Here is a 17,906-nt window from a genome sequence, read left to right as displayed (position 1 = left end):
CACACTAAACGTAAGACAGCTGTACGACAGAATGGAGAGATGGTGGGTTCGGAAGCAGCTCAGAAGCCGAGCGCCCGTCGGCACAAGCACTCTCGAGGACAAGGTCCGGGCAAGCTTGCCCAGGTTCGGCTCAGGCCGGACGAAATGGACACACTGCGTGAGACGATGCGCACGCTGAACCTGGAGTCGACCTCGGATGCCCTGCGCGAGGGATTGCGCCTCCTGACCCGGGAAGCGACGGAACTTGCGGCGGCCGAAGAGATCCGCGCCTTCTACCAAGAGGCGCAGGCGCCGCTTCCCGAAGGCGTGACACCTCCCGGTGACGCCGAACTCGAAGCCGTCGACGATCTGGAATGGTGAGCCCCGGCACGGCTCTGAGGGGAGAGGTGTGGGCCTGTGCCCTGCCTGCTCCCATCGGTCCTCATCCGGTCGTCGTTCTCACCGCCAACCGGATCGCCGCACCGCTCTCCGCGATGACGGTCGCAGTGATCACCGGAACCGCGGGCCCCTCGACGACACACGTGCCCGTAGGAAAGGAGGCCGGGCTGACCAAGTATGACGAGTCTTATGTCAACTGCACCGATCTGCACACGGTCGCAAAACCCAGACTGCGCCGAAAGCTGGGGACGCTGGCACCCGGCGAACTCCGCAGTGTGGAGGCGTCGGTCCGGTTGATCCTCGGCCTGCTGGGCTGAGTCACCGCCCCAAGGAATCCGCCGAAAGCGTGGTGGACAAAAACATTCCCGTTGTCCAGGGACCGGAGATTTCCGCTTATCCGCTTATTCACCGCCTGACAAGAAATTCGGCCTGCCGAACAGAAGAGTGCAGGGCATGAGAACACAGCGGATCGTGAGCGTGGGCGTGGTCGTCGCGGGGCTGCTGGCCGCCCCCGTCCCGGCGCAGGCGGGGGAGTCCTGGGTGCCGGTGGAGCCGGCCTTCACGTTCGGGCCGAACCGGGAATTCGTGGACGTGGAGGGCACCGGGGACGGCGGAGCCTGGGCGGTCGGATTCCAGCGCGAGAAGTACTCCAGCATTCCGGGGGCCACGCCGGGCTCCCCGGAGACGGTCCTCATCGACATTCCGCCCAAGCCTCTGCTCCAGCGGTTCGACGGCTCGTCCTGGAAGAACTTCACCACTCCCGGCCTGACCGGCGAGGGAGCACTCCAGGACGTGGACGCCGTGTCCCCCACGGACGTCTGGGTCAGCGGCTACCACCACACCGACAAGCGGAGGGGGACCACCTACCTCGCGCACTGGAACGGCGGGAAGTGGACGAAGGTCACCACCCCCAACGCGGCGGAGACCGTGTCCGCCCGCAGCCTGTCCGTCGACACGGGCGGCGTCTGGCTCGCCGAGGGCGGCAAGGTCTCCCGGCTGAAGGACGGAGCCTGGACGATCCACGACCTCGGGATGGACGTGTACGACCTCAGGTCGTACCCGTCCGGCGAGGCGTGGGCCATGGGGACCCCGCTCGTGAAGCACTTCGACGGCACCGCGTGGAAGACGGTCGACCTGCCGCCGGGACACGCCTACAAGGGATTCAGGCCGACCGGCCCGAACACCGGCTGGATCACCACGACGAACGGCCTCGCCCTGTGGGACGGCTCGGCCTGGACGACGGTCCCCTATCCCGCCGGGTACCGGAACAGCAGTTATCCGTCCGCCGAGGTCGGCGGCCCCTGGCTCAGCACCTACCGGGGGCTCCTGCACTGGGACGGCTCGGCCTGGCAGGAGCTGCCCTCCGACGCCATGCCCCAGGTCCAGGACGCACAGGGACGCATCTGGGGCACCGACTCCCAGAGCGGCGCCTCGGGTGCCCCGGCGAGCCACGCCTACCTCCTGGACGACGGCGTCTGGAAGCAGGAGTACCTCTATCCTCCGCTCTCCTGGTCCACCCGGCTGACCGTCCTCCCCAACGGCCTTCTGTACACCGGCGAGAACAAGGACAAGAACCTCAAGTCCTTCGTCACCACCTTCCGCTGAGGCGTTCCGCGGACCGGCGAATCTGACATCCGTCATCTTCCCGGACCTGACATCTGACATATCAGGTCCGGGAGCTTTTCCTGTTAATCAACCCATTTCCGAAAAAGCTCGGCAGGAACGATCACCATGGCCCGGTGAGCGGGCCGCCGAGAAGGAACGACCACCTCGCCGCCCTGGACGGGCTGCGGGGCATCGCCATTCTGCTCGTCGTCTGGGTCCACGTGGGCGACGTGACAGGGGTCGTCTGGTACGAGGAGTTCGGCTGGCGGATGCTGGGGACCGGCAGCATCGGGGTGCCGCTCTTCTTCATCCTGTCGGGACTCCTGCTCTACCGGCCGTTCGCGCGGGCCACGCTGAACGGCACCGGCTTTCCCGATGTCAGGCACTACTTCCAGCGCCGGGCTCTTCGCATCCTCCCCGCCTACTGGCTCGTGCTCCCGGTGGCGTTCTGGCTGTCGGAGTCACCTCAGGCGGAACGCCCGCTCATCTGGCTGGAGTTCCTCACCCTCACCCACCCCTACGATCCCGGCCGCTGGTGGGAGGGCACGAGCCTCCTCATGCTCTGGAGCCTGTCCGTCGAGGTCTGCTTCTACCTGCTGCTGCCCCTGCTCGCCCGGGGGATGCACCGCTGGGGCCGGGGCTCGGCGCGGCGGCTGCTCGCCGTCCTGTCCGGCCTGGCCGTGGCGTCCGTGGTGTGGACGGCGACTCTGCGCTACGTCGCCGACCTCCGGTTCGTCTTCTACGCCGAACACCTGCTGCCCCGCTCCTTCGTGCATTTCGCACTGGGGATGGCCCTCGCCGTCGCAGCCGAACGCCCCGGCCGGGCCGCCGCACGGATCGCGGCCTTCCCGGGCCTCGGCTGGGTGGCCGCACTCTGCGGCCTGGCCCTTCTCTCGACGCCGCTGACCACGCCGCTCTCCGGCCCGCAGACCCCCCACCAGTACCTGGTGGCCACCGTCCTCACCCCGCTCGTCGCATGCGCGGCCGTCGCCCCCGCCGCCATCGCCCCGGACCGGACCTTCAACCGCGTCCTGCTCGGCAACCGCCTCCTCACGGGGTGCGGCCGCATCTCCTACGGGCTGTTCCTGTGGCACATGCCCGTCCTGATGGCCTGGTACCGGCTGACCGGACGCCCCTATTTCCTGGGCGACTTCTGGCTCGTCCTCGCCGTCGTCCTCCCGATCTCCGTCGTGCTCAGCGTCCTCTGCCACGACCTGGTCGAGCAGCCCTTCCAACGCCTCGGACGGCGCGCGGGAAAGCGGACAGGGGTTCCGGACAAGTACAAGCATGAGCAGATCACTGCTGGAGAGGCGGTGCCGGATGGGCGAGGCGACCGGTGAGCTCAGCGAGGCGCTGCACGGCGGACCTGAGGAGTTCACGGCCGTCTACGACCGGTACTTCCACGACGTCTACCGCTACGTCGCGGGGCGCGTCGACGTCCAGGCCGCCGACGACCTGGCGGCCGAGACGTTCCTCGTCGCGTTTCGCAACCGCCGGAGATTCGACCCGGCACGCGGTTCGCTCCGGCCGTGGCTCTTCGGTGTCGCGACCAACCTCGTCAGGCGGCACCGCAGAGACGAGCTGCGGCACTACCGGGCACTGGCTCGAGCGGGGACCGAGCCCGACGCCGACAGCCACGAAGGCCAGGTCGTCGCGGCGGTCTCGGCGCAGGCACTGCGACCCCGGCTGGCACACGCGCTCACCAAACTGAACCGGGGTGAGCGGGACGTGCTCCTGCTGCTCGCACTCGGGCAGCTCACCCATGAGGAGATCGCCGAAGCGCTCGGAGTCTCGTACGGAACGGTCGGCTCCCGGCTCAGCCGCGGCCGCGCGAAGCTCCGCGACGTCCTGGAGGAGAGATGAGGGAAGCCGAACTGATCGCGGAACTGCTCACCAAGCCCGCACCGTCCGCGGAGACCGTCGCGGCGGGCAGGCTACGGCTCCGCCGGGAGAGCCCGAGGCGGCGGCCGAGCCGCGGCCTGCTGTTCGGCGGAGGGTTCACCGCGCTCGTCGCGGGTGGAGTGGCGGCGGCCGTCGTCGTGTCGGGCTTCGGCGGCCCCGTCCCAGCAGAACCGCCCACCGACGCGGCGACGATCCTCCTCGCGGCGGCCGAACGGGCGGAGACGACCCCTACCGAAACGGGAAAGTACTGGCACGTCAGGGCCTTCTCCTTCCTCGGTCAGGACTACAACAAACCCGACCCCCACTCCACCGGTGAACGCGAGTCTTGGACCACCACCGACGGTCTCGCCTGGATGAAGTCGGCGAAGGAACCGCTCCGGAAGTTCCGGACAGGCGGAAAATTCACGCTATGCCATAAAGAGATCACCTACCGGCAGCTCGCCGAGCTGCCCACGGATCCGGATGCCCTGTACGCCCGGCTCCACCGGCTGGCGACGCACAACGGCATCGGACCGATCCTTCCCCAGGACCGAAAGCTGTTCACGGCGACCTGCATGTTGAGCCTGCTCGCCGACCAACCCGCCCCGCCACGGGTTCGGGCCGCGGCTTTCCGCTCCCTTGCCGGTCTTCCCGAGGCCGAGTCGTTGGGGACGCAGCGAGACCCCGCCGGGCGGGAAGGCACCGTTCTGCGCATCACCTACGGCGGCACCTGGGAGAAGCTGATCATCGACCCGGAGACCGGCATCGTTCTGGCGATGGAGCGCGTGGAGACAAGAGAGGGCCAAACACTGGTGCAGAAGACCGTCTTCTACGAGGTCGGATGGACCGACACGCCTCCGGCCTGATGCCCGGTCAGGCGCCGGCCGGTTCCTTCGAAAGGTCGGCCCCGGCCGGGGCCGTCGTCTGGGCGACGAAGGCCCCGGTCAGGACCAGCGCCCCGCCGAAGAGCTGCAGACCCGACAGGTGCTCGCCGAGCACGATCCAGCCGAGCGCCACCGCGACGACGGCCTCCAGGCAGGCGACCACGCCCGCGACCTGGGCGGACAGGCCCCGCACCGACACGACGCCCGTCGCGTAGGCGAAGACCGTCGCGACCAGCACGAGATACACCCACAGCAGGAGAGCGGGCACCGACCCGCCTCCCATCTCGACGGCGCCCTTCAGCACCGTGAAGTCCATCTCCCACGGGCGGGTGATCACGGTCAGCAGTGCCGCGCCGATGAGGAAGCCGTAGACGATCAGCCCGACGGGATCGGGTTCGTCGCCGCCGCCCCGGTCGACCAGCAGGAAGTACCCGGCCTGGCAGCCCGCCGCGCACAACGCGAACGCCAGTCCCACGGGGTCGAAACCCAGACCCGCCCACACCTCGACCACGCAGGCGAGGCCGGCGACGGCCAGCACCACGCCCAGCACCGCGCGTCCTGTCACCGGGCGGCCCCGCACGAACCGCACCCAGCCGAGCACGATCACCGGTCCGAGGTACTCCACCAGCAGCGCGACGCCCACGGGGATGCGCGACAGCGCCGCGAAGTAGAACGCCTGCACGCCCGCGATGCCCAGCAGCGCGAACCCGGCGAGCAGGGCGGGGCGCTCCCGCAGCAGCGCCCGGTGCCGCCAGGCCAGCGGCGACAGCACCAGCGCCGCTCCGGCGACCCGCAACCACACCACGTGCGTCGGTGCCAGCCCTGCCGAGATCAGCGGCTTGGCCGCGATCCCCGAGCTGCCGAACGCCAGCGCCGAGACCAGGGCGAACCCCAGCATGCCCTGCTTGGTGGCATTTTCCGCTACCGCGACCATCGCACCATGATGACAGCACCGAAACTACATTCGCTCATGTTTTCCGAGCGCGGGGAGGCCGCCGCCGCGCTCTGCGGAAAGCCCCGAGGACGTCCCGTCGCTCTCGAGGGAACCGGCACGCCGTCCGGACGTGTCCGGTGCCGCTTCGGAGGCGGAGCGGTCTCAGCGGCGGGGGATCTGGGCCTCGTCGGGGGCCGGCGCTCCGGCCACGACGGCGGCGAGCAGGTCGCGCAGATGCTCCTTGTCCGCGTCGAGGGACGCGAAGAGGGCGCGGGCCTGGGCTTGGCTGCGGGCGCGCAGCTCCGCGCGGCCGCGCTCGCCCTCCTCGGTGAGGACGACGTACTTGACCCGGCGGTCGGCGGGGTAGGGACGGCGGGCGACCAGGCCGCGGCGTTCCAGGCCGTCGACGATCCCCGTCACGTTCGAGGGCTCGCAGGACAGCCAGACGGCCAGTTCGCGCATCGGGGTCGGGGCCGACAGGTTGGCCAGCAGGAGCGCCTGCGCGGGCGGGAGTCCCAGTTCCGCCGCGGCGGCGTTGAAGCCGCCGCGCAGCCGCCCGGCGACCTGGAAGACCAGTTCGCTCAGCTCGTCCGTGATCGGGTCGGCTTCCGCACTCATCTCACCAGCATAAAGGACAACTTCACCAACTTGACTGTTCAGGTCCTGAACTAATGCTCTATGCTCGCCAAAGGTTCAGGAGCTGAACCATCAAGGTTCTGAAGGAGTTGGCATGGTGGATCGGACCGACGGCGCCCCCGCCGTCAGGGCGCGCGCCCGCACCCGCGATCGTGCGCTGGCGGTGGCGGGATCGGTGGTCGCGGCCGGCGCGGTCTGGGTGGTGGGCGAGCCGCTGCTCGGCCAGGAGCTGGTCGTCGAACAGCCCGGTCAGGAGCCGCGCGACCTCGGCGCGGGCGCCTTCCTCGTCTTCTCGCTGGCCTCCGCGCTGCTGGGCTGGGCGCTGCTCGCCGTCCTGGAGCGGGCGACCTCCCACGCCGCGCGGATCTGGACGGCCGTCGCCGTGGCCGTCCTGGCGGTGTCGTTCCTGCCGCTGACCGGCGTGGAGGCGACCGGCGGGACCAAGGCGGTGCTCGCGCTCGCGCACCTCGCGGTCGGGGCCGTCCTCATCCCCGTCTTCTGGCGGACGACCCGCGGGGAGGGCCGGTGACGGCGGAAGAGGTCTTCGACAACCCCACCGGATGGGTCGCCGCGCACATCCGCACCTACGTCGAGAGCGGCGGGAAGAAGGGGCACGACTACCAGGGCTGGCCGACGCTGCTGCTCACCACGCGGGGGCACAGGTCGGGGCTGCTGCGGCGGACGGCGCTGATCTACGGCCGGGACGGTGACCGCTATCTCCTGGTGGCGTCCAACGGCGGAGCCGAAGAGCACCCCGGCTGGTACCGGAACCTGAGCGCGGATCCGGAAGTCACGGTGCAGGTGCGGGAGGAGGAGTTCACCGCGCGGGCGCGCACCGCCTCCGCGGCGGAGAAGCCCGCGTTGTGGGAGGTGATGGTCGGCCTCTTCCCTCAGTACGCGAAGTACCAGGAGAAGGCCGAACGGGATATTCCAGTGGTCATCCTGAACCGGGTCTGAGCCGCCACCGGGTCCTCGCACCCGGTGGCAGGCGGCGACACCTCTCGTCGGGAGGACGGGCTCAGGTGGTGACCAGGGCTTCGTTGACGTTCTCCTCCGCCACCTGGAGGCGGACGTTGGAGACGACGGCGTGCAGGGCGCGCTGGGCGGCGCCGCCGTGGTTGCCCCAGTGGTTGAGGTAGCTGTACTGCCACCACCACAGGGCCTCCAGCGGGCGCCCGGCCTGGTAGTGGCGCAGGCCGTGGACGAGGTCGGACGCGATGTCCACCAGGTCGTCGGACAGCCGGTAGGACGTCAGCTCCGGGTCCTTGTAGGGGTCGAAGACCTCGGTGTACTCGTCCACGACGGCCAGGCGCTCGGCCAGCCCCTGGCGGACGGCGTCCAGGTCGGGGTCCTCGCTCATCTCGGGCTCCCAGTTGTCGGGGAGCACCACGTCGGGGCTGGCGCCGAGCTGCGCGCCGGCCAGCATGATCTGCGAGACCTCCAGCAGGAGCAGGGAGACCGTCTGCTGGCCGCCCTCCCCGCGCGCGCAGCGCTCCAGGCCGGACAGGTAGTTCTCCACGTGCACGACCACGCGGCCTGCCAACTCGGCCCAGTCGTTGGGGGTGTTCTCATTAGACATCGAGCAGTCTCCGTCCCTCGAAAGCGCGTCCCAGCGTGACTTCGTCGGCGTACTCGAGGTCCCCGCCCACCGGTAGGCCACTGGCCAGGCGGGTGACCTTCAAGTCCATCGGTTTCACCAGGCGGGCCAGGTACGTCGCGGTGGCCTCGCCTTCGAGGTTGGGGTCGGTGGCGAGGATCAACTCGGTCACCTCCCCGTCGGCGAGCCGCTGCATCAGTTCCCTGATCCGCAGGTCTTCCGGACCTACCCCCTCGATCGGGCTGATCGCACCTCCCAGTACGTGATACGTGCCACGGAACTCGCGGGTCTTCTCGATCGCGATGACGTCCTTGGACTCCTCGACCACGCAGATGACCGCCCGGTCCCGCCGCACGTCACGGCAGATCCGGCATTCGACGTCCTGCGCGACGTTCCCGCAGGTCCGGCAGAACCTGACCTTGTCCTTCACCTCGCGCAGCGCGTCGGCGAGCCGGTTCACATCGGCGGGATCGGCGTTGAGCAGGTGGAACGCGATGCGCTGCGCGCCTTTGGGCCCGACGCCGGGCAACCGCCCCAGCTCGTCGATCAGGTTCTGGACGACACCTTCATACATACTTAAAACCCCGGCAATCCCGGCATTCCGGGCATCTGAGTGAGCGGCCCCATCTTCTCCTGCTGCAGCTCCGCGGCGGTGTTGGTCGCCTCGCGGATCGCCGCGACGACGAGGTCGCCCACGGTCTCGGCCGCCTCCGCCGGGTCGTCGGCGTCGATCAGCTTCGGATCGATGACGATCTCCACGACCTCGCCCTGCCCGTTGACGGTCGCCGTGACCAGGCCGCCGCCCGCGCTGCCCTTCACCTCCGCGCGCGCCAGCTCCTCCTGGGCGGCGAACAGCTGCTCCTGCATCTTCTGCGCCTGCTGCAGCAGGGCTTGAAAATCAAGCTGGCCACCGGGTTCCACTGGTCATCCCCTCCACGACTCGGACTTACGAGCCTACGGCGTCCGTCCGCAAAGCGATACGACCCCGAGGCCGTCAGGAATTGTCGATCTCCCTGATCACCCTGCCGCCGAGCTCCCGCTGGAGCAGCGCCAGACCGCTCACCGCCTCGTTCGCCGCGAGCGTGTCGCCCTCGACGTCCACATCGTCGTCGTCGCCGCCCATCGGGGCCTCGGGCGGCGGCGGAAGCGGCTCGGAGGGCTGCGGCACCGGCGGCGCGGCCTGCGGAACGGCCTGCGGGGCGGGCGGTCCGGCCGGAGCCGGACGCTGGGGGCTCTGGCGTGGCTGGTCCCACGTCGGCGGAGGCGGGGCGGCCGGACGCGCCGACGGAGCCGGGAGCGCGCTGCCCAGCACCGCGTCGATCCGCCAGTCCACGCCGAGCTGCTCCCGAAGCACCTCGGCCAGCACGCCCTCACGCCGGCCCATGGTGAAGTTCTTGCGCTTGCCGTCGTTCTCGAACGCGATCGTCAGCAGGTTGCCGTCCACGGACGCCGGAGCGACGCCCTCCATGATCGTCATCCAGGCGACACGGCTCCTGCGCTGCACCGCCTCGAGGATCTGCGGCCAGCGCTGCCGGACGACGCTCACGTCGATCGCGCCCGAGGAGGCCGCCGCGGCGGGCGCGGGGGCCGGTGCCGAGGGCGCCTGTGCGACCGGGGCGCCCCAGCCGTCGTCCGCCGCCGGACGGGACGGGGCGGGCCTGGACTCCTGCCGGGGAGCCGGGCGCGCCTGAGCGGGCTCGGGCGCGGGTTCCACCGGCGGGCGGGGAGCCGGTTCTGCGGCTCTCTGGGGCGCACGGGGTGCCGGTTCCGGTGCGGGCGGACGGGGCTCGGCCTCCCTGGAGACCGGCTGGAACGCCGCGGGAGGTGCTTCGACGCGCGGGGCGGCGGCCGCCATCGGGGGGCCGCTGCGCTCCAGCCGGTCGATGCGGGCCAGCAGCGACGTCTCGTCGGTGTAGGCGCCGGGCAGCAGGATCCGGGCGCAGATCAGCTCCAGCAGGAGCCGGGGCGACGTCGCCCCGCGCATCTCGGTGAGCCCGGTGTGCAGCAGGTCGGCGGCCCGCGCCAGGTCGGCGGGGCCCATCGCCGCGGCCTGCGCCGTCATGCGCTCCAGCTCGTCGGCGGGGCCGTCGATCAGCCCGGTGCGCGTGGCCTCCGGGACGTTCGCCATGATCACCAGGTCGCGGAACCGGCCGAGGAGGTCGGCGGTGAAGCGGCGCGGGTCCTGGCCGCTCTCGATCACCCGGTCGATCGCCGCGAACACCGCGGCCCCGTCGCGCGCGCCGAACGCGTCGACGACCTCGTCCAGCAGCGCCGCGTCGGTGTACCCCAGCAGGGAGACGGCCCGCGTGTAGGTGATGCCGGCCTCGTCGGACCCGGCGAGCAGCTGGTCCAGGATCGACAGCGAGTCGCGGGCCGAGCCCGCGCCCGCCCGCACGACCAGCGGCAGCGCGGCCGTCTCGTACGGGACCTTCTCCGACTGGAGGATCTCCTCCAGCAGCTCCTGCAGCGTCTTGGGCGGGATCAGCCGGAACGGGTAGTGGTGGGTGCGCGACCGGATCGTCCCGATGACCTTCTCGGGCTCGGTCGTGGCGAACACGAACTTCAGGTGCGGCGGGGGCTCCTCGACGAGCTTCAGCAGGGCGTTGAAGCCCTCCCGGGTGACCATGTGGGCCTCGTCGATGATGTACACCTTGAACCGGGACGACACCGGCGCGAAGAAGGCACGCTCCCGCAGGTCGCGGGCGTCGTCCACACCGCCGTGCGACGCGGCGTCGATCTCGATCACGTCCAGGTGGCCGGTCCCGCCGGGCCCCAGCGCCACGCACGACTCGCAGATCCCGCACGGGTCGGGGGTCGGCCCCTGCTCGCAGTTCAGCGACCGGGCGAGGATCCGCGCGCTGGACGTCTTCCCGCAGCCGCGCGGCCCGCTGAAGAGGTAGGCGTGGTTGACCCGGCCGTTGCGGAGCGCCTGCTGCAGCGGCTCGGCGACGTGCTCCTGGCCCTTCAGCTCGCCGAAGGTGGCCGGTCGGTACTTGCGGTAGAGAGCAAGACTCATCACGGGCCCCGTCCGTCCTTGACGCAAAAGGACCCCCCGCGCACCCGCCAGAGCCTGCTTATCCTTGCTGCCTTCCGGCCCTGGGGAGGTTCACAAGATGACGCCACGCGAGGGGTCTGCCCCGAGTCTATGGCATGAGCCCCCGGGCCGCGTACAGTCCCGTGCCATGTCCCACATCTTTCACATCACCACCCGCGCTGCCTGGGACAGTGTGACCGAAACCACTCCCTACGCGATGTCCACCCTGGACAAGACCCTCGCGGAGGAGGGTTTCATCCACTGCTCGGCCACCCAGGACCAGGTCGCCCGCGTCCTCTCCCGCCACTACCAGGGCGTCCCCGGCCTCCTCCTGCTGACGATCGACCCCCGCCGCCTCGACGTCCGCTTCGAGCCGGCCCCCGACTCCCCCGACGAGCTCTACCCCCACCTCTACGGCCCCCTCCCCAAGTCAGCCGTAATAGAGGTCCGCCCACTCCCCGACAACCGGTAAGCTGTCCGACGGAGGATTCGCCTAGTGGCCTAGGGCGCACGCTTGGAAAGCGTGTTGGGTGCAAGCCCTCACGAGTTCGAATCTCGTATCCTCCGCCAGTGCCTCGCCGGGCACGTAACGAGGGCCTCGCGCGGGAGACCGCAGCTGAGGCCCTTGTTTGCTTCACCACCCGGCCCTCACGCAGGCAGGCATGAGGAAGCCCCGGTCCCTCTTGGGAGCCGGGGCTTCCTCATGCGCGGTCGCAGTCGGCCCTGGAGGCCCGGCCAGGGTCCGCCGGCCGGTGGCCGAGCTCGTGGGAATGACGGCCGTCCCGGGAGCTCGGGGGCTTCGTCAGGCACGCTGAAGTACGACGCTTGACGCCGCCGGAGAACGCGTCGCGAAGACCAGCGCCGCTTTCTTCGATATCAGACCCTTTCCCTGAAAGGTCAACGCCGGCCAGCGGAAACGGTGGGTGTCGACGGCCCGCTCGCTGGACAGCGTGGTGATCCCTGCATCGGTGAATTTTTTCCCAGTCCGCTCTACTGTTCTGCGCTTCCGTTTTCTCTGCGATCGCGTGTCGAGGCATGGAGCGCGTCACCGGTACTTCTCGGCGCGCTATAGACCACGCTACGGGCGGGCCATCCGGTGATGACCGAACTTGCGGCCGGTCGACTTTGCCTGCGCTTGCCGCCGCCTGCTCTGGGCAGGTCAACGGGCAGGGTCACCGGGTGGATCTCGCAGGGCTGGAACGTCCCGCGTCGTGGCGGCGACGGGCAACGCGGGGTGCGCCGTCGGCATCAGCACTGCGGACGCGCGCGTTATCCGCCTGCCTGCGTTTTCGGGCAGGCCGCTACCGCAGAAAGAGCGAGCTAGGGGTATGGGTCATGACGAGTACTTTTGCGTTTCCGCTGAGCACTGCCGCGCTGGAAGCGGCCCTCTACACCGGGCCGGGCGGCGCAGAGCGCACTCCTTTGCCCCTCTCTCCGCCCAAGCCTTCGTCCCTGCGTGAGATCCAGGCCGAGTATCACGTGATGGGGATTCGCGACGACGCTGACGACGCCGCGCCGGCGCCCATCGCGGGGATGCAGACGATCACTTTGTGCTCCGGCCAGATCTTCCTGGGGGAGGTGCCGCTGCGCACCGCTCGGTGGGAGGGGGACCGGATCTCCTGGGTCCAGGAGACGGAAGCGCACTTCAGCGCCGGAGATCTGCTGTTCCGGGACGGGGAGGGTGAACTGGAGGGCTGGGTCTGCGTCGGGGCATCGGCGCAGGAGACCGTCACCGTCCGCGTCTCTGGCCGGGTCGCCAAGCCCCGCTGCTACGACACCGAGATCACCAAGTCGCTGTACGCGCCAGGACACGATCCCGGCTCCGTGCCAGAGCACGACTGGGAGCCCGGCCGGCGGCTGGAGATCGGTTACACGCTGGACGAGAGAGGGAGGGTGAAACCGGAGTACAAGCTCGCGGACGCCGCCGGAGAGATGCAGAAACTGTCCCAGGCGTCGACGAAGTTTTTCGGCGACAACACCTATCAGGTGCAGATTTTCGCCTCTGAGACCGAATGCTCCTTTGTTGATGATGGCTTCTACTCCCAGGCCGAACTGTCCTTCAATGCGCGGGAAAGGTCTCCCGCGGGTACGGGCGCGGTCCGCGCCCGCTGCGGCGACGAGGAGACCGCCGAGCCGGAAAAGGTGCGGCTGTGGACGGCCCGGCCGTGTGAGCGCGCCGCGTCGGATCACCTCTACGCCGACGCGGCCGAGGAAGGCGGCCCGCTGGCGGGTCTTGCCGCCGACACCGTGACGGATCACGCGGTGCTGGCGACCCCCAGCATCCTCACCTTGATGGAACTGAGCCTCCTGACGCCTCCCGATGCCGAGCAGGCCGGAATGGAGGGGCTGATCAACAGCGCCCTGACACGGAACATGAAGTACGCCATGGGCAAGAAGCAGCCGGAAAGCGACTGGCTGACGAGGTTCATGGGACAAAGGCCGCCCCATCTGACCAAGGCACAGCAAGAACTCGCCGATAAAGGAGATAAGTGGTATGAGGAGTTCTGCCGGGCGTACTTGACCAACTCTTTCAACCAGTACACGGGGCCGGGCGAGCCGGAGACGAGACTGAATACCGAGCAAGCGGAAAAACTCGCGGCTTACTTTCGCACCGGGATCGCGGCCGAGGAAGGCTACAATCTCCAGCATCAGGGCCTGTACATGGAGGCGTATCTCGCCGTCCGCCCCCGCCTTCAAGATTACATCGCCGACGGTGGCCGGAAATGGGCCGAAGCGTTCTACGAAGATGCGACCAGCGATGACAATCCCGATTTCGTTCCACTGGTCAATTCCTTCGCCAACCCGCTCACCCGGGAGGGCGCACTCAGGACCATCAAGCAGAACTCGATGCTCCTGCTGGCCCTGGACCCGACGGGCGAGGTGGCCGGCCTCTACAGCAATGCGGTGATGACCGGAGTCATCGGTAATCTGTCGCAGGACATCGTCCATCAGGACGTCGATCTCGTCAGATCCTGGATTCCCGATAACATCCGGATCATTCTCACGAAGATCGCCGATGGCAGGATTCCGGATCTCGACGATCTCCGCAAGAACGGCATCGACGAGATCATCAAATATTTCAATGACAACAAGAACGCGGTGGACACCGATCTCGCCCAGTACATCGTCAGCCAGCAGAACGTGAAAACCAAATCGCAGTTCACCCAGATGAACAACATCAAGAACAAGATCGGGAAATTCCTGGAAAAGCATCAAAAGATCGCGAAGTTCGCGAAGTCACTGGGTCAGGTCTTCGCCCTCGCCAGTTGGGGCGGGGCGGTCGTCTCCGCCGTCCTGTCCGTGACCGGAGGCAACTGGGAGAAGATGAACACCAAGCAGCGCACCGAAGTGGTCACCAACATTGTCGGCACCTTCGTCGGCACCGCCAAAGCCGTGAAGGCATTCTTCGCACTCATAGTGAAACCCGGCCTTGAGGCGTGGGCCAAACTCGTCGAGAGGACCGTCTCCACCGGGCTGCGCGCGGTTATCGGTGGAACACTGGTCAAAATCATCGGTGGTATGGAATGGATCGCCAAAGTCGGGCGGAACATCAAGAGCCTACTGGGAGCCGATAAGGCCCTCCTCGGGAAGACCATCTTCGGCAAGATCTTCGCAGGGGGCTGGATCTCCGGCGTTGTGAAGCTGCTGGGCGTAGCCGTCAGCGTGACGCTGGCGGTGCTGTCGTTCATCACCTTGCTGGACGCCATCACGTCCGGCCGGGACATCGCGTGGACCGCGGTGGACTTCGCGATCTCCCTCGCCGTCACCGCCACCACAGTGGCGGGCCTTTTCTTCTCCAGCGTGATGATCCCGGTCTTCGGCGCGGCTCTGGCGGTGGTCGGCATCGTCGTGATGGCGATCCGCTGGTGGCTCTCCAAGCCCCCCAACCCGGTCGAGGACTTCATGAAGGATGCGGGCCTCAAGTTCGTCGACTCGCTGCCCGAGCCCTCACCGCAGGCCAAGGCGCTCAACGCATGGAGCAGCGCCACCGCGCCGCCGAACCCGGGCCCGGCATGACCCCGGCCGAGCAGCGCCGGGCCGCTGCGCCGCCCGGCGTCACCTACGAAACCCAGGTAGCCGCTCGCCGCGGCGGCGACGACTACCGGCAGGGGCTGCCGCTGACCCTCACTGCCGAACTGGACGCCCAGGGAAGAGCCCGGATGGGCATGCACATCGGGGCCCAGGACATCACCGCCTACTGCTCACACCCCACCCACGCCAGCGACGGCGGCATCACCGTGGCCTTCGACGTGTCCCATGTAGCCGACCTGGTCTGCGGGGAAGAGGGTGAAGAGGGAGAAGAGGAGTTCTACCTCAGCGGACACGTGACGCTCAGCGCTTCAGGCCGGTCGTTCACCGGCCAATTGACCGCCGTCTGCAGCGACCGCTCCGGCACCCCGGCCTACGAATGGCGCGGACAGGTGTGACCGATCCGCGCCGCGCCATCGCGTCGGCGGCCCTCTCGCCACGTGGCCGCAAACCCTTTTCAAGCGCCTACACACGCACGCCGGTACCTGGTCACCCACTCACTTTCCGGGAGCAGCACATGGACACCCTGTCCTCGACCCTCGACGCGTTCGAAGCCGGGATGTACGAGCCGCCACCGGACATGGTGACCCTCGACCGACTGATCAGCATGGATGACGCCCAAGTCCGTACGCACGTCGGAACGGTGTTCACCGCTCAACTGCAAAACAGCCTGACCGTCCACGACGTCTTCTTCCCCGACGCACCGCCACCGCTCAGAACCGCCGCCCAGCCATGGGTGGCCGATGTGGCCGCCGCGCTGGTGGCCTGGTCGCTGGCGCTGGTGTCCGGCCATGGCTTCTCCCGCACCGCTGACCAGGTCAAGGCCCAAGCCTTCGTACAAGCGCGTCTCAAACCGGACGATCCCGACTTCATCTCCCTGGCCCGGGAGAACTACAGCTTCCTGTTCCCCACCCATGCCGGCAAAGACGGCGTTCCTTTCGCCACCTACCTGGCCGACCGCTCGGACTGGGGTCAGCAGCTGGCCAAGGAGATGATCAGCCCGCACTACACCATCAAAGAACTGTTCGGCTACCGGAGCGATCGCGGCAAGTTCTTCCAACGGCTCTACTGCAACCTGTACAAGGTGCGGCTGCTGCGCCCCGACCTGGCCGGCGCAGTCGAGCGTCACTGGGAGGAGATACTGCACGAACGCGCGTTCACCGCCGGGTGGACCGTGTACGACGCCATGCTGTCGGCCCACTACACCGGCCAGAACTTCATCGAGCAGGTCCTGGCGGCCACCAACCGGCGCAGTCCCACCGGCACCGGCTACGCCCCCAACCCCGCCGGCGGTTCCACCAGCTACACCAACGCCTACACCTACGGCCTGGACGTCGGCACGTGGCTGACCGACCACGCCCACTACGACTTCCTGACCGGCGCGCATCCAGACAACGTCGAAAGGGCTCCCTTCGGGCACTGCTTCCGCGAAGGCACACCCATCCTGATGGCCGACGGCACCACCAAGCCCATCGAAGAGATCACCCAAGGCGAGCAAGTCTGCGGATACCTCGGTGAGATCGAGCAACGCAGCCCCCAGACCATCGTCTGGCCGCTGAAGGAAGGCGAACTGCTCTACGGGATCAACGACTACCCGCCCTTCTTCACCGCCTCCCACCCCTTCCTCACACCGCACGGCTGGAAGGCCATCTCTCCCGAAGCCGCTCAGCAGGTCAACCCCGGCCTGCACATCACCGAACTCAAAGAAGGCGACCAGCTCCTGCAGATCGACTACCCCGGCCCGACCGAGCCTGCGCAGTACCGGCACGTGACCATCAGCAAAATCACCCTCATGGTCGCCGACCGCCGGCAACACGTGCATTCCCTACATCTGCACCGCCCCAAGCAGAGCTACCACGCACACGGCTTCTGCGTCGCGGTCAACCACCCCGAACACACAGCCGACCACATCACCGACGCCTTCGCCCGGCTCACCGCAGCAGAACGACGCTTCATCACCCAACAGCTCACCCCCGTCCTGCCCCTCCTGAAATCGACCCTGGGCCCCTACATCGAACACATCCTGATCAGCGGACTGCACCCCACATCCGCCCCAGCACCGACGATGTCGGAAGCTCAGGCGCGGGATGACGAGACCACCGCTGACGAGATGACCGGCCTCGCGGGAAACCGCTGACGGGGCCTTGGTCCGTCCCCGGCTCCGCGGCCACCCTCACGACGGCCGTGCCCGTCGAGGCTGCGGTTCGTGATCGTTGAGCCCGGCGTCGAGGACCGTGCCCCGCGTCCTGCGCATCGGCGCCCTCCGTCGTCCGGGGGAGGGCGGAGATGGGTCGCTTCGGCGATGTCCGGGGCGGGGGGCCGGGGCGAGGATTCCGGCATGAAGTCCTCTTCCTTTGCTTTTGTCGCCGCGCCGGTCCTGGTCACCGTCTACGGGGTCGTCCGGCTCCTGGACGGGCTGGACGGGGAGCGCGGGCCCGGACTCGCCTGGACGGCCGGGCATCTCGCCTTCTTCGCCTCGCTGCTCCTGTTCGTCCCGGTGCTGTGGGAGCTGCGACGGCTGGCGGGACGTGGCGCGTTCGCCACGGTGACGGCCGTCTGCGCCACCGTCGGGGTCGTCTGCGCCCTCGTGCAGATCGGCATCGACCTCGTCGTCGGCGCGCTGGCCGCGGATCATGACGACATGAGCCGGATGTTCTCCGAGGTCCAGGACGTTCCCGGCGTCGAGATCGCCGTCTACGCGGCGGGGCCGATGCTCTTCTTCCTCGGCCTGGTCGTGGCGGCCTGCCATCTGGCTGTGGTCCGCGCCGTCCCGGTCCTGCAGGCGGCGGCCGTCGTGCTCGGCGTGCTGGCCGCAGCCGCAGGACTGGACCTGCTGCCCGTGGCGGGCCTGCTGTTGATCACCGGTCTCGCCCCGCTCGCCCGCCGCTCCGCGCCCGCGGTCTCCCTGCCCGCGTGAAAGAATCCACC

General features: G+C 68.7%; 19 protein-coding genes, 1 tRNA gene and 1 other RNA gene. 14 read left to right on the top strand and 7 right to left on the bottom strand.

The features are described from left to right. Positions 1–165: 165 nt before the first annotated feature. The 6 genes from C2865_RS03830 (at position 166) to C2865_RS03805 (ending at position 4,730) form a co-directional block, all read left to right on the top strand. Positions 166–360 carry a hypothetical protein gene (locus C2865_RS03830; RefSeq protein ID WP_198652882.1) on the top strand — a complete coding sequence of 65 codons (195 nt, stop codon included), beginning with the start codon at positions 166–168 and terminating at the stop codon, positions 358–360. After that, on the top strand, positions 354–695 hold the full coding sequence (locus tag C2865_RS03825) for a type II toxin-antitoxin system PemK/MazF family toxin (protein ID WP_106396851.1): 342 nt from the start codon (positions 354–356) through the stop codon (positions 693–695). The genes C2865_RS03830 and C2865_RS03825 overlap by 7 nt, the downstream gene beginning before the upstream one ends. Positions 696–831: 136 nt before the next feature. After that, positions 832–1,983 carry a ligand-binding sensor domain-containing protein gene (locus tag C2865_RS03820; protein WP_157963543.1) on the top strand — a complete coding sequence of 384 codons (1,152 nt, stop codon included), beginning with the start codon at positions 832–834 and terminating at the stop codon, positions 1,981–1,983. 134 nt (positions 1,984–2,117) lie between these two features. Then, positions 2,118–3,323, top strand: a complete 1,206-nt coding sequence (locus C2865_RS03815; protein ID WP_157963542.1) for an acyltransferase family protein — start codon at positions 2,118–2,120, stop codon at positions 3,321–3,323. Then, positions 3,271–3,846 (top strand): RNA polymerase sigma factor, encoded by a 576-nt coding sequence (locus tag C2865_RS03810; protein ID WP_232835327.1) that lies wholly within the window; start codon positions 3,271–3,273, stop codon positions 3,844–3,846. Before C2865_RS03815 ends, C2865_RS03810 begins: the two co-directional genes overlap by 53 nt. Then, entirely contained in the window at positions 3,843–4,730 is an 888-nt protein-coding gene (locus C2865_RS03805; RefSeq protein ID WP_106396847.1) for a CU044_5270 family protein, read from the top strand. The genes C2865_RS03810 and C2865_RS03805 overlap by 4 nt, the downstream gene beginning before the upstream one ends. Positions 4,731–4,737: 7 nt before the next feature. On the opposite strand, the gene C2865_RS03800 is transcribed toward C2865_RS03805, so the two are convergent. Both C2865_RS03800 and C2865_RS03795 read right to left on the bottom strand, forming a co-directional pair. Next, a complete protein-coding gene (locus C2865_RS03800) occupies positions 4,738–5,682 on the bottom strand; it encodes an EamA family transporter (RefSeq protein WP_198652878.1) in 945 nt (314 codons plus the stop codon). A gap of 162 nt (positions 5,683–5,844) precedes the next feature. Beyond that, positions 5,845–6,300 (bottom strand): MarR family winged helix-turn-helix transcriptional regulator, encoded by a 456-nt coding sequence (locus C2865_RS03795; RefSeq protein WP_106396845.1) that lies wholly within the window; start codon positions 6,298–6,300, stop codon positions 5,845–5,847. A 112-nt stretch (positions 6,301–6,412) separates the two neighbouring features. Between C2865_RS03795 and C2865_RS03790 the strand changes: the two genes are divergently transcribed. Further along, positions 6,413–6,847, top strand: coding sequence for a DUF6069 family protein (locus C2865_RS03790; RefSeq protein WP_106396844.1), 435 nt, complete (start codon positions 6,413–6,415; stop codon positions 6,845–6,847). After that, positions 6,844–7,275 carry a nitroreductase family deazaflavin-dependent oxidoreductase gene (locus C2865_RS03785; protein WP_106396843.1) on the top strand — a complete coding sequence of 144 codons (432 nt, stop codon included), beginning with the start codon at positions 6,844–6,846 and terminating at the stop codon, positions 7,273–7,275. The genes C2865_RS03790 and C2865_RS03785 overlap by 4 nt, the downstream gene beginning before the upstream one ends. Before the next feature lie 61 nt (positions 7,276–7,336). On the opposite strand, the gene C2865_RS03780 is transcribed toward C2865_RS03785, so the two are convergent. The 5 genes from C2865_RS03780 to ffs all read right to left on the bottom strand — a co-directional run bounded on the left by C2865_RS03780 (position 7,337) and on the right by ffs (position 11,051). Next, the gene (locus C2865_RS03780) at positions 7,337–7,897 is read right to left on the bottom strand and encodes a DUF5063 domain-containing protein (protein WP_106396842.1); all 561 of its coding nucleotides are present in this window, start codon (positions 7,895–7,897) and stop codon (positions 7,337–7,339) included. Further along, positions 7,890–8,489 (bottom strand): recombination mediator RecR, encoded by a 600-nt coding sequence (gene recR, locus C2865_RS03775; protein WP_106396841.1) that lies wholly within the window; start codon positions 8,487–8,489, stop codon positions 7,890–7,892. Before recR ends, C2865_RS03780 begins: the two co-directional genes overlap by 8 nt. 2 nt (positions 8,490–8,491) lie before the next feature. Continuing rightward, entirely contained in the window at positions 8,492–8,836 is a 345-nt protein-coding gene (locus C2865_RS03770; RefSeq protein WP_106396840.1) for a YbaB/EbfC family nucleoid-associated protein, read from the bottom strand. Positions 8,837–8,909: 73 nt separating this feature from the next. After that, on the bottom strand, positions 8,910–10,931 hold the full coding sequence (locus C2865_RS03765) for a DNA polymerase III subunit gamma and tau (protein WP_106396839.1): 2,022 nt from the start codon (positions 10,929–10,931) through the stop codon (positions 8,910–8,912). Positions 10,932–10,955: 24 nt separating this feature from the next. Then, an RNA gene (ffs, locus tag C2865_RS03760) (signal recognition particle sRNA small type) lies at positions 10,956–11,051 on the bottom strand. 46 nt (positions 11,052–11,097) lie between these two features. Between ffs and C2865_RS03755 the strand changes: the two genes are divergently transcribed. The 6 genes from C2865_RS03755 to C2865_RS03730 all read left to right on the top strand — a co-directional run bounded on the left by C2865_RS03755 (position 11,098) and on the right by C2865_RS03730 (position 17,895). After that, a complete protein-coding gene (locus C2865_RS03755) occupies positions 11,098–11,421 on the top strand; it encodes a DUF952 domain-containing protein (RefSeq protein WP_106396838.1) in 324 nt (107 codons plus the stop codon). A 10-nt stretch (positions 11,422–11,431) separates the two neighbouring features. Next, positions 11,432–11,519 (top strand) — tRNA-Ser (locus C2865_RS03750). Positions 11,520–12,284: 765 nt separating this feature from the next. Next, positions 12,285–14,966: a hypothetical protein gene (locus C2865_RS03745; protein ID WP_106396837.1), complete on the top strand. Its 2,682-nt coding sequence runs from the start codon at positions 12,285–12,287 to the stop codon at positions 14,964–14,966. Further along, complete coding sequence (locus C2865_RS03740) at positions 14,924–15,376, top strand: hypothetical protein (RefSeq protein WP_106396836.1); 453 nt, start codon at positions 14,924–14,926, stop codon at positions 15,374–15,376. The genes C2865_RS03745 and C2865_RS03740 overlap by 43 nt, the downstream gene beginning before the upstream one ends. A 119-nt stretch (positions 15,377–15,495) precedes the next feature. Then, on the top strand, positions 15,496–17,115 hold the full coding sequence (locus C2865_RS03735; RefSeq protein WP_106396835.1) for a Hint domain-containing protein: 1,620 nt from the start codon (positions 15,496–15,498) through the stop codon (positions 17,113–17,115). Between the two features lie 201 nt (positions 17,116–17,316). Then, complete coding sequence (locus tag C2865_RS03730; RefSeq protein WP_106396834.1) at positions 17,317–17,895, top strand: hypothetical protein; 579 nt, start codon at positions 17,317–17,319, stop codon at positions 17,893–17,895. Positions 17,896–17,906: the final 11 nt, after the last annotated feature.

It is taken from the genome of Actinocorallia populi (assembly GCF_002995495.1).
Lineage (GTDB): Bacteria > Actinomycetota > Actinomycetes > Streptosporangiales > Streptosporangiaceae > Actinocorallia > Actinocorallia populi.
This window is presented reverse-complemented; position numbering and strand designations above follow the sequence as displayed.

Coding starts and splice junctions, on each gene's coding strand:
- C2865_RS03820 (WP_157963543.1), top strand. CDS start 832: ATGAGAACACAGCGGATCGTGAGCGTGGGCGTGGTCGTCGCGGGGCTG.
- C2865_RS03830 (WP_198652882.1), top strand. CDS start 166: ATGCGCACGCTGAACCTGGAGTCGACCTCGGATGCCCTGCGCGAGGGA.
- C2865_RS03730 (WP_106396834.1), top strand. CDS start 17,317: ATGAAGTCCTCTTCCTTTGCTTTTGTCGCCGCGCCGGTCCTGGTCACC.
- C2865_RS03790 (WP_106396844.1), top strand. CDS start 6,413: ATGGTGGATCGGACCGACGGCGCCCCCGCCGTCAGGGCGCGCGCCCGC.
- C2865_RS03805 (WP_106396847.1), top strand. CDS start 3,843: ATGAGGGAAGCCGAACTGATCGCGGAACTGCTCACCAAGCCCGCACCG.
- recR (WP_106396841.1), bottom strand. CDS start 8,489: ATGTATGAAGGTGTCGTCCAGAACCTGATCGACGAGCTGGGGCGGTTG.
- C2865_RS03810 (WP_232835327.1), top strand. CDS start 3,271: ATGAGCAGATCACTGCTGGAGAGGCGGTGCCGGATGGGCGAGGCGACC.
- C2865_RS03825 (WP_106396851.1), top strand. CDS start 354: ATGGTGAGCCCCGGCACGGCTCTGAGGGGAGAGGTGTGGGCCTGTGCC.
- C2865_RS03740 (WP_106396836.1), top strand. CDS start 14,924: ATGGAGCAGCGCCACCGCGCCGCCGAACCCGGGCCCGGCATGACCCCG.
- C2865_RS03795 (WP_106396845.1), bottom strand. CDS start 6,300: ATGAGTGCGGAAGCCGACCCGATCACGGACGAGCTGAGCGAACTGGTC.
- C2865_RS03735 (WP_106396835.1), top strand. CDS start 15,496: ATGGACACCCTGTCCTCGACCCTCGACGCGTTCGAAGCCGGGATGTAC.
- C2865_RS03780 (WP_106396842.1), bottom strand. CDS start 7,897: ATGTCTAATGAGAACACCCCCAACGACTGGGCCGAGTTGGCAGGCCGC.
- C2865_RS03755 (WP_106396838.1), top strand. CDS start 11,098: ATGTCCCACATCTTTCACATCACCACCCGCGCTGCCTGGGACAGTGTG.
- C2865_RS03745 (WP_106396837.1), top strand. CDS start 12,285: ATGACGAGTACTTTTGCGTTTCCGCTGAGCACTGCCGCGCTGGAAGCG.
- C2865_RS03765 (WP_106396839.1), bottom strand. CDS start 10,931: ATGAGTCTTGCTCTCTACCGCAAGTACCGACCGGCCACCTTCGGCGAG.
- C2865_RS03800 (WP_198652878.1), bottom strand. CDS start 5,682: ATGGTCGCGGTAGCGGAAAATGCCACCAAGCAGGGCATGCTGGGGTTC.